Source organism: Nocardioides sp., assembly GCF_036401255.1.
Taxonomy (GTDB): Bacteria; Actinomycetota; Actinomycetes; order Propionibacteriales; family Nocardioidaceae; genus Nocardioides.
Genome location: NZ_DASWVI010000471.1, coordinates 1 through 13,144, shown reverse-complemented (window position 1 = coordinate 13,144; position 13,144 = coordinate 1). Strand labels below are relative to the sequence as shown.

The 13,144-nt window shown below is 71.7% G+C and carries 14 protein-coding genes; 10 read left to right on the top strand and 4 right to left on the bottom strand.

The window, feature by feature from the left end:
- The 7 genes from VGD85_RS21655 to VGD85_RS21625 all read left to right on the top strand — a co-directional run.
- Positions 1–445 (top strand): hypothetical protein (locus VGD85_RS21655; RefSeq protein WP_331065506.1); only part of this gene is annotated, 445 nt, incomplete at its 5' end.
- Positions 446–602: 157 nt separating this feature from the next.
- The gene (locus VGD85_RS21650; protein ID WP_414690851.1) at positions 603–989 is read left to right on the top strand and encodes a four-helix bundle copper-binding protein; all 387 of its coding nucleotides are present in this window, start codon (positions 603–605) and stop codon (positions 987–989) included.
- Positions 990–1,153: 164 nt separating this feature from the next.
- The gene (locus VGD85_RS21645) at positions 1,154–1,744 is read left to right on the top strand and encodes a hypothetical protein (protein WP_331065504.1); all 591 of its coding nucleotides are present in this window, start codon (positions 1,154–1,156) and stop codon (positions 1,742–1,744) included.
- Positions 1,741–3,429 carry a cbb3-type cytochrome c oxidase subunit I gene (locus VGD85_RS21640; RefSeq protein WP_331065503.1) on the top strand — a complete coding sequence of 563 codons (1,689 nt, stop codon included), beginning with the start codon at positions 1,741–1,743 and terminating at the stop codon, positions 3,427–3,429. Before VGD85_RS21645 ends, VGD85_RS21640 begins: the two co-directional genes overlap by 4 nt.
- Positions 3,430–3,450: 21 nt before the next feature.
- On the top strand, positions 3,451–4,785 hold the full coding sequence (locus VGD85_RS21635) for a hypothetical protein (protein ID WP_331065502.1): 1,335 nt from the start codon (positions 3,451–3,453) through the stop codon (positions 4,783–4,785).
- Complete coding sequence (gene murD / locus VGD85_RS21630; RefSeq protein ID WP_331065501.1) at positions 4,775–6,118, top strand: UDP-N-acetylmuramoyl-L-alanine--D-glutamate ligase; 1,344 nt, start codon at positions 4,775–4,777, stop codon at positions 6,116–6,118. Before VGD85_RS21635 ends, murD begins: the two co-directional genes overlap by 11 nt.
- Position 6,119: 1 nt before the next feature.
- On the top strand, positions 6,120–6,917 hold the full coding sequence (locus VGD85_RS21625) for an aminotransferase class IV (protein ID WP_331065500.1): 798 nt from the start codon (positions 6,120–6,122) through the stop codon (positions 6,915–6,917).
- Positions 6,918–6,927: 10 nt separating this feature from the next.
- On the opposite strand, the gene VGD85_RS21620 is transcribed toward VGD85_RS21625, so the two are convergent.
- The 4 genes from VGD85_RS21620 to VGD85_RS21605 form a co-directional block, all read right to left on the bottom strand.
- Positions 6,928–7,410, bottom strand: a complete 483-nt coding sequence (locus VGD85_RS21620) for an SRPBCC family protein (protein ID WP_331065499.1) — start codon at positions 7,408–7,410, stop codon at positions 6,928–6,930.
- Complete coding sequence (locus tag VGD85_RS21615) at positions 7,407–7,733, bottom strand: metalloregulator ArsR/SmtB family transcription factor (protein WP_331065498.1); 327 nt, start codon at positions 7,731–7,733, stop codon at positions 7,407–7,409. Before VGD85_RS21615 ends, VGD85_RS21620 begins: the two co-directional genes overlap by 4 nt.
- Positions 7,734–7,908: 175 nt before the next feature.
- On the bottom strand, positions 7,909–8,553 hold the full coding sequence (locus VGD85_RS21610) for a dihydrofolate reductase family protein (RefSeq protein WP_331065497.1): 645 nt from the start codon (positions 8,551–8,553) through the stop codon (positions 7,909–7,911).
- 126 nt (positions 8,554–8,679) lie between these two features.
- Complete coding sequence (locus VGD85_RS21605; RefSeq protein WP_331065496.1) at positions 8,680–10,071, bottom strand: tryptophanase; 1,392 nt, start codon at positions 10,069–10,071, stop codon at positions 8,680–8,682.
- A gap of 120 nt (positions 10,072–10,191) precedes the next feature.
- Between VGD85_RS21605 and VGD85_RS21600 the strand changes: the two genes are divergently transcribed.
- The 3 genes from VGD85_RS21600 to VGD85_RS21590 form a co-directional block, all read left to right on the top strand.
- Positions 10,192–10,632 carry an Lrp/AsnC family transcriptional regulator gene (locus VGD85_RS21600; RefSeq protein WP_331065495.1) on the top strand — a complete coding sequence of 147 codons (441 nt, stop codon included), beginning with the start codon at positions 10,192–10,194 and terminating at the stop codon, positions 10,630–10,632.
- Between the two features lie 94 nt (positions 10,633–10,726).
- Complete coding sequence (locus tag VGD85_RS21595; RefSeq protein WP_331065494.1) at positions 10,727–12,097, top strand: 8-oxoguanine deaminase; 1,371 nt, start codon at positions 10,727–10,729, stop codon at positions 12,095–12,097.
- A 28-nt stretch (positions 12,098–12,125) separates the two neighbouring features.
- Positions 12,126–13,144: pyridoxal-phosphate dependent enzyme (locus VGD85_RS21590; RefSeq protein ID WP_331065493.1), on the top strand; the 1,019-nt coding region annotated here is incomplete at its 3' end.

Sequence of the window (13,144 nt, the reverse complement as noted above, 5' to 3'; positions counted from 1 at the left end):
CGCGAGCCGAGGCCGCGGCGACCACCATGAGGGAGGTGTCGAGACGGCGGAGCTGCTCATGGTGAAGAACCTCCTGACGGCCGCGGCCGTCTACCTGGCCGCGCTCGGCGCCGCGCTGCTCTTCGTCCCCCGGCAGTTCGGTGTCGACGCGGTGCCGAGCGAGCCGTCGTCCGAGCTGCTGGCGCTGCTGCGCCTGCTGGGTGGGCCGTTCTTGGGCATCGCGGTGCTGGACTGGATGACGCGCACGGTCGAGGCGCCTGAGGGGCGCCGTACGGTCCTGTTGGCGAACCTCGTGGGGTTCGGGGTGGTCGCCGCCAACGACGTCGTCGGGGTGCTGACCGGTGAGGCGCGCGACATCGCACGCGTCTTCGTGGTCGTGCACCTCGCCTTCGCCGCCGGGTTCGCGGTGGCGTGGGTGCGCGATCAGCGCGCCCCGGCGACCTGACGGGGCGCGGACATCGGCCCGAACGTCCTGACCTGCCGGGGTGGGCGCACGTTCTCGGCCCTTCCGGGTACCGGCGCGCCGACGTCGCGGCACCCGGGCGCCACCAGGCGTTCCTGCGTCGTCGTCGATGGAGGACTGAGCTGTGTCCCACGTGAAGATGCTCGAGAGCTACCCGAAGGACCTCGGCGGGATCGACCGGGACAAGCTGGCGGAGTGCATCGCCGCCTGTTTCGAGTGCGCCCAGGTGTGCACGGCCTGCGCCGATGCCTGCCTGAGCGAGGACACCGTCGCCGACCTCACGAAGTGCATCCGCACGAACCTCGACTGTGCCGACATCTGTGCCACGACGGGTCGTGCCCTGTCGCGCCACACCGGCTACGACGCCAACCTCACCCGGGCGTTCCTCGAGGCGTGCGCCACGGCCTGCCAGGCGTGCGGCGACGAGTGCACCCAGCACGCGGAGATGCACGAGCACTGCCGGATCTGCGCCGAGGCCTGCCGCCGGTGCGAGGAGGCGTGCCGGGCGCTGGTCGGGGCGCTGTGACCCACACCTGGCCCGCCCCAACAGGCCGCCGTGGCGGCCCCACCAGGACGTGATCCACCAGACATCTGCACCGGGCACAAAGTCCCTACAAGCGCCGAGTCGGCGGTCCTAGTTTTCCCCGTGCGGTGTGGCCCCACGGGTGGGCCCCCGCGGAGGAATCTGCGATGAGGTCGCTCGTCATCGACTCCCACACGGTCCTCTGGGGCCAGACGATCATGTACACGGCGTACTGCCTGCTCATCATCAGTCTGGTCGCCTGGTTCGCCACCCGCGTCACCAAGCCGCCCGGGGCCGCCCGGCTCACCCCGAAGGTGTTCTACCTCTGGGTCGGCTTCCTCGCCGTGCTGGGCGTGAGCCTGCACCTGGTCACCTACAACACCATCCCGTGGGTCAAGGACGACCTGCACGGCAGCGATGACTACGCCGCGAGCTACGACATCACGGTGGGCGACCACGAGTGGCAGCTCCCGGAGACACCGCTGCAGGTCCCGTGCGACGAGCTCGTCCGGTTCTCGGTGACCACCACGGACCTGACCTACGGATTCGGGCTGTTCCGCGACGACGACTCGATGATCGCCCAGATGCAGGTCGTGCCCGGGCACGACAACGACCTGTTGTGGACCTTCGAGTCCGACGGCACCTACAGCATCCGCTCGACCGAGTACTCGGGGCCCGAGGGTGACGGCATGGTCGTTCCGGATGCGGTCGAGGTGACCGGATGCGACCAGGCCGACGCGGAAGGTGCCGCGCGATGAGCACGTTCACCCAGACCCTGGTCCATGGCAAGGACGGCGCGTTCAAGCCGCACACGCTGACGCCGATGCAGGGCCTGACCCTCAAGTACGTCGTCTTCGGGCTGGTCTACTACGGCTTCGCCGCGATCGAGGGCATGCTCTTGAGGATCAACGCGGTGAGCCCGCAGGACCTGCTCTACCCGGACCGCTACTACGCGATGCTGACCGCCCACCCGCTGGTGGGCATCTTCGGATCGAGCTACCTGCTGGTCTTCGGCGCGTTCACGTTCCTCGTGCCGTTCTTGATGAAGAAGCCGCTGTGGTCCTACAAGATCGCGAACTGGACGCTCTGGCTGATCGTGATCGGTGTCTTCACGTTCTGGTTCGACGGCTTCTTGACCCACTACGCGCCGCTGTACACGCTCTACTGGCCGCTGCCTGCTGACTTCGACCAGTTCGAGCCGGTCGCGGGCGCGATCTTCATCACGGGCGTGGCCCTGGTGATGGTCGGCACGATCCTCTTCGTCCTCAATGTCCTCAAGACGATCACCTACACGCCTCCGGGGTGGACGCGGCAGCCGGCCGGCAGGCTGCTCGGCGACGCCCTGGGTCTGACCACGCTCAAGAAGTTCGTCACCGGCAGGCTGAGCCGGGACCGCGAGCAGGAGCACCTGGTGTCGCTGCCGGTGGCGGCCATCGCCCGCGGCACGGTCGACGTGCTCTTCAACGCGGGCATCATCTTGTTCTCCGGGGTGCTGATCCTCATCTACATGGTCGCCGAGGTCGCTGGCACGAGTCTGGAGACGACCTCGATCGACGCGCTGCTGTACAAGAACTGGTACTGGTGGGGTCTCGACCTGGTGGCCGATGGGCTGGTGCTGATCTTCGTCGCCGGCACCTGGTACCTCCTCGCGCAGCTCATCACCGGCCGCGAGGTCTTCATGGCTCGCTGGGCGCGGTTCGCGCTCGGACTCGAGCTCGTCGTGTCGTGGACCGTGTGGAGCCACCACCTGCTCTCGGACCAGTCCCAGCCGGCTGCGCTGAAGATGGGCTCGGGTGAGTTCGTCACGGCCTTCGAGCTGATCACCCAGGGACTGGCCTTCTTCATCACCCTGGCGACGCTCTGGCTGGCGCGGCCGTTGACGATGACCAACCCGCTGAAGTTCCTGCTCGGCGGCCTCCTCGGGTTCGCGCTCGCCGTACCGGCCGGCATCATGCAGGCCGACGTCGGTCTCAACCGGATCCTGCACAACACCCAGTGGGTCGTCGGGCCACACGTCCACGTCGCCGTGCTGGTGGGCCTCACCATGACGCTGTACGCCGCCGTCTACTACCTGCTACCGATCCTCACCAACGGCGCCGAGCTCTACAGCCAGCGCCTGGCGAACGTGCACTTCTGGTGCCACCTCGTGGGCGGCATCGGGATGGGTGCGTTCATGGGCATGGCCGGCCTGCAGGGCATGCTGCGACGCACGATCTACTACGACGACGAGTTCTTGCCCTACATGGTGCTGGCCGCGCTCAGCGGCTCCCTGCTGCTGATCGCGTTCGTGGTGTTCCTCTACAACATCGTGATGACACTAGGCCTCCAGGGCGCGGCCGCGCTGTTCAAGAGGTCGCCGACGCCACCTGCCGTCCTGGTGCCCGGCATGGATCTGTCGATCCAGCCCGATTCGGAGCCCACCACGTCCGCGAGCGGAGGCTGAGGCCCTCGGTAGACTCGCGGTGTGGTGACCGCAGCGAACGATCGGCCGGTGGCGGGGCTGCGGTGCCTCCCGCCGCGCCTCGTCGGGACCAAGCTCGAGCTCGCGTACGCCGGCACCGACCGTGCCGGGGAGACCACCGAGTTCACCGAGGTCGTCGAGCTGCCGGGCACCCTCGACCACGTCGACGAGACGACCCGCGACCGGGTCCTCAAGCTGCTCTCGCTCGCCGCGTCGCTGAGCTACTTCAAGGCGTTCGCGCCGGGGCGGCTCCACGTCGTCGAGGGGCTCACCCCTCAGGAGCGGGTGTTCGTCGAGGAGCTGGCCAGGAACGGGCTCGGCGAGTTCGCCTACGTCAACGACCTCCCCGAGGTCCTCGAGACGGCGATCACGGGCCCGGACCTGCCCGCCCCGGTGGCGAGCCCGGCCACGCGCCCGCCCACGCGACGGGTCCTCGTGCCGGTCGGTGGCGGGAAGGACTCGATCGTGACGATCGAGGCACTCAGGGCCACGGCGTACGACGTCGGGCTGTTCTCGGTCAACAGCTACGCGCCGATCGAGGCGACCGCGGCCACCGCCGGCATCCCGCTCCAGACCGCCCGCCGCCGGCTCGACCCCGAGCTGTTCCGGCTCAACGCCGCCGGAGCACCCAACGGCCACGTCCCGGTGACGGCGGTCAACTCGCTCGTCGCAGTGCTGACCGCGATGGCGCTCGGCTACGACACCGTCGCGTTCAGCAACGAGGCGAGCTCGTCGTACGGCAACGTCACCTGGCACGGCCGGGCGGTCAACCACCAGTGGTCCAAGGGTCTCGGCTTCGAGCGCCTGCTCCGCGACAGCCTGCCGGGCGCCGCTCCGGAGTACGTCTCGCTCCTGCGGCCGCTCACCGAGCTGCGGATCGCGCGCCGGTTCGCCGATCACCACGCGTACCACCCGGTCTTCACCAGCTGCAACCGCGCCTTCAAGCTCCAGGCGAGCGACCGGACGTCGTGGTGCGCCGACTGCCCGAAGTGCCGATTCGTGTTCCTGTGCCTCGGCCCGTTCCTGACGCGGGCCGACCTGCTCGCGATCTTCGGCGGTCGCGACATGTTCGCCGATCCCGCGCAGTCGGCCGGGTTCCTCGAGCTGCTGGGCGCCGAGGGCCTGCAGAAGCCGTTCGAGTGCGTCGGCGAGCCCGACGAGTGCCGCGTCGCGCTGGCGCTGCTGCGCGAGCACCCGGACTGGCGGGACCACCCGTTCCTCAACGCGCCGGAGGTCGCCGCCCTGGCGGCGTCGGACGCCGATCGCGAGCGGGTGTTCGCGTTCCGCGACGAGCACCTGCTCCCCCCGGACCTCGAAGCGGTCGCCCGTGCGGTTTGAGGATCTCGCCGGGCGCGATGTCGTCATCTGGGGCACCGGACGCGAGGGCCGCGCGACGTACGCCGAGCTGGGCCGCCGGGGCGTGGCCGCGACGTTCGTCCTCACCGGCGACGGTGCGGTGCCCGAGGACCTCGCTCCGCTCGTGTCGGTCGGTCCGCGGGCCCTGGAGCGGCTCGAGCGGGCCGACGTGGTCGTCAAGTCTCCCGGTGTGCCGCGCACCGCGCCGGAGCTGGCCCGGGTGCGCGAGCTGGGCGTCGCCGTCACGTCGCTGACCGACCTGTGGCTCTCGGCCAACGCCGCGCGCGTGGTCGCGGTCACCGGCACCAAGGGCAAGAGCACGACATCCGCGTTGATCCGGCACCTGCTCACGAGCACCGGGACCCCCGCCGCGCTCGTCGGCAACGGCGGGACCCCGGTGACCGACGGCGACACCGCCGACGCGCGGGTCGCCGTGGCCGAGGTGTCGAGCTACCAGGCGGCCGACCTCTCGGTCTCGCCGCGGGTGGCGGTCGTGACCTCGTTGTTCCCCGAGCACCTGCCCTGGCACGGCGGCTTCGACCAGTACGTCCGCGACAAGCTCAACCTGGTCGCCCACGGCTGCGAGGTCGTCGTGGTCCCCGATCTCGAGGGTGACCTCGCCGAGCGCGTGCGCGCCAGCGCGGGCGCCGGCACCCGCCTGGTGGCGCCCGGATCCGTCGGCATCGCGGTGTCGGACTCCGGGATCGACTGGGGCGCCGCGGGACGGCTCGACGCCGGCGAGCTGCGCATCCAGGGCCGCCACAACCTGGTCAACGTCGGGCTGGCTCTCGCGGCGGTCGCGGTGGGCTTCGAGGTCGACGGCGCGGCCCGCGCCGCCCTGCTCGAGGCGGCGCGCACCTTTCGGCCGCTCGAGCACCGGCTCGAGCCGGTCCCGTCGGGGGACGGGCGGCTCTGGGTCGACGACAGCCTGGCGACCGCGCCGGAGGCCGTGGTCGCGGCGCTCGAGACCTATCCGAGCTCGCGCGTCGCGCTGATCCTCGGCGGTGCCGACCGCGGGCTCTCCTTCGCTCCGCTGCGCGACTACCTCGCCGCGCGACCGACCGACGCCCCGGTGAGCGTGGTCGCCGTGGGTCCCGCCGGCGCGCGATGGGTGGCCGAGGCCGGCGCCGTGACCGGCGGCGCCCACCAGGCGGCCGGCTTCACCGAGGCGCTCGCGTGGATCCGCGACGACCTCGACGGCTGCGAGGTCGTCCTGCTCTCGCCCGGGGCGCCGAGCTTCGACGAGTTCGCCAGCTACGAGGAGCGCTCCGCGGCGTTCCGGCAGGCCGCACGCCTCGCGCGATCGGCGGGCTAGCGTGTCCGCGCTCTCGCTCGACGGCGAGGTCGTCGACGCGGTCCCGGCGGAGTTCGCGCTCTGTCCGTACGGCGTCTTCACGACGTTCGTGGCCGTCGACGGCGGCGTGCTCGCCTGGGGCGACCACGTCGCGAGGCTGGCGCGCGACGCCCGGTTGCTGTGGGGTCACGAGCTCGACGTCGCGCGGCTGCGCGTCGTCGTGGCGGCGCACCTGGCGCGGCTGCCGGAGCCGGCGACCGTGCGGGTGACGCTCTACCCGGCCGACCTGCCCCTCGCCGCGCCGGCCCGGGCGCACGGCTGCCGGATCCTCGTCGCCTCGCGCGCCACCCGGTTCCCCTTCGTGCCCGAGCCCGGCCTCGCGGTCGGGACCGTCGAGCACGAGCGCGAGTCGGCCGAGACCAAGTCCACCGCGCTGCTGACGCCGCTGCGGCTGCGACGCGAGGCCCAGCTGGCGGGGTACGACGACGTGCTGTTCCGCCGGGGCGGCGACGTGCTCGAGGGCGCGACCTGGGCCGTGCTGGTGTGGCGCGACGGCGAGGTCGCCACCCCCGCCGACGGAGTGCTGCACAGCATCACGGCGGATCGGCTGGGCCGGGTCGCCGACGAGATGGGCTGGGTGTTCCGGCGGCGCCGCGTCGCCCTGGCCGAGCTGCGGCGGGCCGAGCTGGTGCTCGCGGTCAACGCCAACGCCCCCGCACGCGCGGTGCGCAGCGTCGACGGCGAGCCCCTCACGACCGACGCGGATCTGCTCGCCGCGCTGGCCGCGGCGTACTCCGCCCTGCCGCGCGACGAGGTGTGACGGCGCCGCGTCAGGAGCCGACCGGGGCCGGCAGCAGCGCGGCGTACCGGTCCAGGTAGAGCGGCCAGCCCTGCTCGTCGGCGACCCCGTCGCGCAGCGACTCCCAGCCGGCGCCGTGGCGGTCGAGATGGCGGTGCTCGAGCTCGACGCGGGTCCGGTCCGGGCCCTCGGCGAGGAACCGGAGCTCGACCTCGCTGGCGTTGTCGGGGTCGGTCTCGAGCTGCCAGGTCGGCCCGATGTCCCAGCTGAACACCAGGCGGGCGGGCGGGTCGTAGGCCAGGATCCGGGCCCACGCACACTCGCTGCCGTCCTCGGCCCGGTCGACGATCCGGCCGCCGACGTGCGGCTCGAGCACCGTCTCGACGATGGGGGAGCCGAGCAGGTTGTGCTCCCGTGGCTTGATCGCGTCGAACCGCTGGGTGAAGACTGCGAACGCCTGGTCCGGCGTACCGTTCACGACCACGTGGCGTTGCACGACTGCTTCCTGGGTCATCGTTCCTCCTGTTGTTCGGTCTCCTGGTCGATCTGCTTCTCGAGGTTCTCCAAGGTCCGGCGCCAGAACGTGTCGAGCTGGTCGCGCAGCGCGGCGACACCGTGCTGGTTGAGCCGGTACCTGCGGCGGGTGCCCTCGGCGCGGTCGCTGACCATGCCGATCTCCTTGAGCACCTTGAGGTGCTGGGAGACGGCCGGCTGGCTGATCGGCAGTGCGTCGGTCAGCTCGCCGACCGTGCGCTCGCCCTCGGCGAGCTCCATCACGATCGCCCGCCGGGTCCGGTCTGCCAGGGCGGCCCACGCCGCATCGGTTTCATAAGTCATGACGAATAGAAGGTACGACTTATGGATGCTGTTGGCAACCCCTGCGGACGGACTCCCGGTGGTAGCGCCGCCGGCGCCGGCCAGGCCGCTGTAACGCCCGTCTACCTGTTGTTCCGCCCCCGTTGCCGCATGGTGGGAAGAAGGGGTAACACGGCGTTACAGCGGAGGAGGGAGCTCAGCGGCGCTTCGTGAACGTCAGGTGGGTGACGCCGCTCGCGGTGGTCGTGGCCTCGATGTCGTAGGTCTCCTCGAGTCCCTCGAGCCCGTCCCAGATCGAGACGCCGCGACCGAGCACGATCGGCACCTGCACGAGGTGCAGGTGGTCGACCAGGCCGGCGGCCACGAAGTCACGGACCACGGTGGGGCCGCCGCCGATCCGGACGTCCAGGCCACCAGCGGCCTCCCGCGCCTGCGCGAGGGCCTCGGCCGGCGCGGCGTCGAGGAAGTGGAACGTGGTGCCGCCCTCCATCGGGATCGAGGGTCGCGGCCGGTGCGTCAGCACGTACGTCGGGGAGTGGAACGGCGGGTTGGCGCCCCACCACCCCGTCCACTCGGGGTCGTCCTGCCAGCCGGGCGGGCCGAACTTGTTGGCGCCCATGATCTCGGCGCCGAATCCCTGCCCGTGGCGCGCGGCGAAGGCGTGGTCGGCACCTTCGCTCCCGCCGGGCTCGCCGGCCATCTCGTGCCAGAACCGGGTGCCGAACATCCACTCGTGCAGACGCTCTCCGGCATGGCCGAACGGCGTCTCGGCGGTCTGCGGCTCGCCCGTGGCGAAGCCGTCGAGGGAGATGGCGAGGTTGTGGACGCGGACGTCGGGCATCGCGGCAGTCCTTCCGGTCGGTCGTCACCGCACACGATCGCGGACTCCGGATCGCGCCACCAGGGGTGCCGCGCAGATGTCCGGGAACTTGGCGCGCTCGTCCGCTTCCAGACCGAGCGGCGCCGCTCACCGCAGCGGCGCGAACCTCGCCGTGAAGTGCCGCAGGGCGGGCGGCTCGTCGACGATCCGGTAGCCCGGCAGGTCGCTGGCGCCCTCGAGGATCCGCTCGCACACCTCGATCACGTAGTCGATGTGGCTCTGGGTGTAGGTGCGCCGCGGGATCGCCAGCCGGACCAGGTCCATCGCGGCGGGGTGCTCGGAGCCGTCGGGGTGGCGACCGAACATCACGGTGCCGATCTCGCAGCTGCGGATGCCGCCGATCTCGTAGAGGGCGACGGCGACCGACTGCCCGGGGTACTCCAGCGGGTCGAGGTGGGGGAGCAGAGCCCGCGCGTCGATGTAGATCGCGTGCCCGCCGAACGGGCTCAGCACGGGCACCCCACGCTCGGCCAGCGCCCGGCCGAGGTAGGCCGTCGAGCCGATCCGGTAACGCAGGTAGTCGTGCTGCACCACCTCGGAGAGGCCCTGGGCGAGCGCCTCGAGGTCGCGGCCGGCGAGGCCGCCGTACGTCGGGAAGCCCTCGGTGAGGATCACCAGGTTGCGGCACTGCAGCGCCAGGTCGTCGTCGGCGAGCGCGAGCCAGCCGCCGATGTTGCCCAGCGGGTCCTTCTTCGCACTCATCGTCACGCCGTCGGCCAGGCCGGTGACGTCGCGGACGATGTCGGCGACGTCGCGCTCGCCCTGGCCCTCCTCGCGCTCGCGGATGAACCACGCGTTCTCGGCGAAGCGGCACGCGTCGAGGAACAGCGGCTTGCCGAACCGGTCGCACAGCGCCCGCACGCCGCGCAGGTTGGCCAGCGACACCGGCTGCCCGCCGCCGCTGTTGTTGGTGATCGTGACCATCACGCACGGCACGTCCTCGCCGCGGGCGGCCAGCAGCGCCTCGAGCGCCTCGAGGTCCATGTTGCCCTTGAACGGGTGGTCCGACCGCGGGTCGTGCCCCTCGGCGATCACCAGGTCCACGGCCTCGGCGCCGGTCGCCTCGATGTTGGCGCGCGTGGTGTCGAAGTGGGTGTTGTTCGGCACCACCTTGCCGGGCCCGCCGAGCACGGAGAACAAGATCCGCTCGGCCGCCCGGCCCTGGTGGACGGGGATGATGTGCTCGAAGTCGAAGAGCCGCCGCACGGCGTCGCGGAACACGAAGTACGACGGGGAGCCGGCGTACGACTCGTCGCCGCGCTGGATCGCGGCCCACTGGTCGCGCGACATCGCGCCGGTGCCGGAGTCGGTCAGCAGGTCGATGAGCACGTGCTCGGCGTGCAGCTGGAAGAGGTTGTAGTCGACGGCCGCCAGGTGGGCGCGGCGCTCCTGCGCGGTCGTCATCCGCATCGGCTCGACCGAGTGGATCCGGAACGGCTCGATGATCGTGCGGAACGGCGCGTCGACGGCGTTGGTCATGGCTCCAGGATGGAAGGTCGGCGGCGGTGTTTGAAGGGATGACGGCACCAAGGCCGGGCCGTCGGCTTTACGATCGTTGCGAGTGATGCCCATCCCGCTTCGCGATCGACAGGAGGCCCCATGGACCAGGTGGACTGGCGGATCCTGCGCGAGCTCCAGGCCGACGCGCGGCTGTCGTTCAACGAGCTGTCGCGGCGCATCCACCTCTCGGCGCCGATGGTCGCCGAGCGGGTCCGGCGCCTGGAGTCGAACGGGACGATCACCGGCTACCACGCGCACGTGGACCCGGCCGCGGTCGGCCGCTCGGTGCAGGCGCTGGTGGTGATGAGCTGCTACGGCCCGACCTGCCTGTTGCGCGACCCGGACGTGCCGACCTGGCCGGAGGTGCTGCAGCTGCTGCGCATCACCGGCGACGGCTGCTCGGTGATGGTCGCGGCGGTGGCATCGATGGCGCACTTCGAGGCGTTCATCGACCGGCTCGCGGCGTACGGACGGCCCAGCAGCAGCATGATCCTCTCGGCGCCGCTGCCGTGGGCGGCGGTGAGCGCTCCCGGCTCCTGAGGACTCGCCGCGCACTCGAGGGGTGCGACCCGTCTCACGTGCGGGACCCGCCAATCCGCCTCCACGCGGATCCCGGGATGGCTACGGTCGCAGTGTGACCGTCGAGCTGTTGATCGACGGGGCCGAGCATGTCGTGACACTCGACGCCGATGATCGAGAGATCGCCGGGGGCTGGATCGCCCTCGACCGGGGCTTGATCGCGGCCGTCGGCGGGCCGGGGGACGAACGTCCGGACGCGGCGCGGGTGCTGCGCGCCGACGGGTGCCTGGTGACGCCGGGCCTGATCAACACCCACCACCACATCTACCAGAACCTCACCCGTGCCCACCGGCCGTCGGTGAACACCTCGCTGTTCACGTGGCTGACCACGCTCTATCCGCTCTGGTCGGGCCTGGACGAGGAGGCGGCGTACCTCTCGGCCTGGGTGGGCCTGGCCGAGCTCGCGCTCGGCGGCTGCACGACGACCACCGACCACCTCTACGTGCACCCCCGCGGCGGCGGCGACCTCATCTCGGCGGAGATCACCGCCGCGACCGAGCTCGGGATGCGCTTCCACCCCACCCGCGGGTCGATGAGCCTGTCGGAGAAGGACGGCGGCCTGCCGCCGGACTCGGTGGTGCAGGACGACGACGAGATCCTCGCGGACAGCGAGCGGCTCGTCGCCCGCCACCACGACCCGTCGTGGGGCGCGATGGTGCGGATCGCGCTGGCGCCCTGCTCGCCGTTCTCGGTGTCCTCCGACCTGATGCGCCGCACCGCCGAGCTGGCCGAGCGGCTCGACGTGCGCCTGCACACCCACCTGGCCGAGGACCCCGACGAGGACCGGTTCGCGGCGAGGGCGTTCGGCCGGCGGACCATCGACCACTTCGAGGACGTCGGCTGGATGACCGACCGGAGCTGGGTGGCGCACTGCATCTACCCCAACGACGACGAGGTACGCCGGCTCGGCGCGGCCGGTGTCGGCGTCGCGCACTGTCCCTCGTCGAACATGCTCATCGGCGGCGGCGGGATGGCACCGGTCGCCGAGCTGCGCGCGGCCGGCGTGCCCGTCGGGCTCGGCTGTGACGGGTCGGCCTCCACCGACCACGCGTCGCTGTGGCTCGAGGCACGCACGGCGCTGCTCCTGGGCCACCAGCGCAAGGGCCCCACGGGCATGACCGCCCGCGACGCGCTCGACATCGCGACCCGCGGGTCGGCGGCGTGCCTGGGCCGGACCGGTGAGCTCGGCACCCTCACCCCGGGCGCCGTCGGCGACGTCGTGTGCTGGCCGCTGACCGGCATCGCGTTCGCCGGGGCGCTCACCGACCCGGTCGAGGCCTGGCTGCGGTGCGGCCCGGTCGCGGCCCGGCACACCGTGGTCGCGGGCCGGCCGGTCGTCGAGGACGGCGCGCTCGTGCACCCGGACCTCGAGGACATCCTTCGCCGCCATCACGGTGCCGCCACGCGCCTGCAGCGGTTGGCCTGATCAGGACCCAGGAGAGAACGGAGTTCCCATGTCGTCAGTCGGCTCGTCACTGGGCGTCGAGACCCACGTCGTCGATGCCGCGGTCCGAGACCGCGCCGTCGCGCACTTCCGCGACGCCGGCATCGTGTTGCCCACGCTCGCCGAGCTGGCCGACCCGGCCCGGATCCCGGACGCGACGACGGAGGCCCTGGCAGGGGTGGGGCCCGACGAGGCCGACCCGCGCAACCTGTTCCGCATCCACTGGTACAACGACGCCACCCGCAGGTCGCGGGCGGCCCTGCCCGCTCACGTCGTGCTGCCGCGCGAGCTCACCGGGGTCGAGGCCAAGATCGTGGTCGCCCTCGGCGACCGGTTCCCGATGATCGGCGCCCACAAGGTGCTCGCGGCGTACGGCTGCCTGGTCCCGCGGATCGTCACCGGCACGTTCGACCCCGCCAGTCAGCGCGCGGTGTGGCCCTCGACCGGCAACTACTGCCGCGGCGGCGTCGCGATCTCCCGGATCCTCGGCTGCCGCGGCGTCGCGGTGCTGCCGGAGGGCATGAGCCAGGAACGCTTCGACTGGCTGCGGCGCTGGGTCGTCTCGCCGGAGGACATCGTCACCACGCCCGGCACCGAGAGCAACGTGCGGGAGATCTACGAGGCCTGCGACGAGCTCGCCGGCGACCCCGGGAACGTGATCCTCAACCAGTTCGCCGAGTTCGGCAACCACCTGGTGCACTGGCTGTGCACCGGCCGTGCCCTGGGCGCGGTCTACGAGCACCTGCGCGCGAGCGACCCGGACCTGCGGCTGCGCGCGTTCGTCTCCGCGTCCGGCTCGGCCGGGACCCTGGGCGCCGGCGACCACCTCAAGGAGGCGTACGGCGCCGCGATCGTCGCCGTCGAGGCGCTGGAGTGCCCCACGCTGCTGCGCAACGGGTTCGGCGAGCACAACATCCAGGGCATCGGCGACAAGCACGTGCCGCTCATCCACCACGTCCACAACACCGACATCGTCACGGCGATCACCGACCGGGCCACCGACCAGCTCGCGGTGCTCTTCAGCGACCC

What these genes read in the sequence shown, in the direction of transcription:
- VGD85_RS21645 (WP_331065504.1), top strand. Translation starts at nt 1,154, where the DNA reads ATGAGGTCGCTCGTCATCGACTCCCACACGGTCCTCTGGGGCCAGACG.
- VGD85_RS21640 (WP_331065503.1), top strand. Translation starts at nt 1,741, where the DNA reads ATGAGCACGTTCACCCAGACCCTGGTCCATGGCAAGGACGGCGCGTTC.
- VGD85_RS21650 (WP_414690851.1), top strand. Translation starts at nt 603, where the DNA reads ATGCTCGAGAGCTACCCGAAGGACCTCGGCGGGATCGACCGGGACAAG.
- VGD85_RS21615 (WP_331065498.1), bottom strand. Translation starts at nt 7,733, where the DNA reads ATGACTTATGAAACCGATGCGGCGTGGGCCGCCCTGGCAGACCGGACC.
- VGD85_RS21600 (WP_331065495.1), top strand. Translation starts at nt 10,192, where the DNA reads ATGGACCAGGTGGACTGGCGGATCCTGCGCGAGCTCCAGGCCGACGCG.
- VGD85_RS21605 (WP_331065496.1), bottom strand. Translation starts at nt 10,071, where the DNA reads ATGACCAACGCCGTCGACGCGCCGTTCCGCACGATCATCGAGCCGTTC.
- VGD85_RS21610 (WP_331065497.1), bottom strand. Translation starts at nt 8,553, where the DNA reads ATGCCCGACGTCCGCGTCCACAACCTCGCCATCTCCCTCGACGGCTTC.
- VGD85_RS21620 (WP_331065499.1), bottom strand. Translation starts at nt 7,410, where the DNA reads ATGACCCAGGAAGCAGTCGTGCAACGCCACGTGGTCGTGAACGGTACG.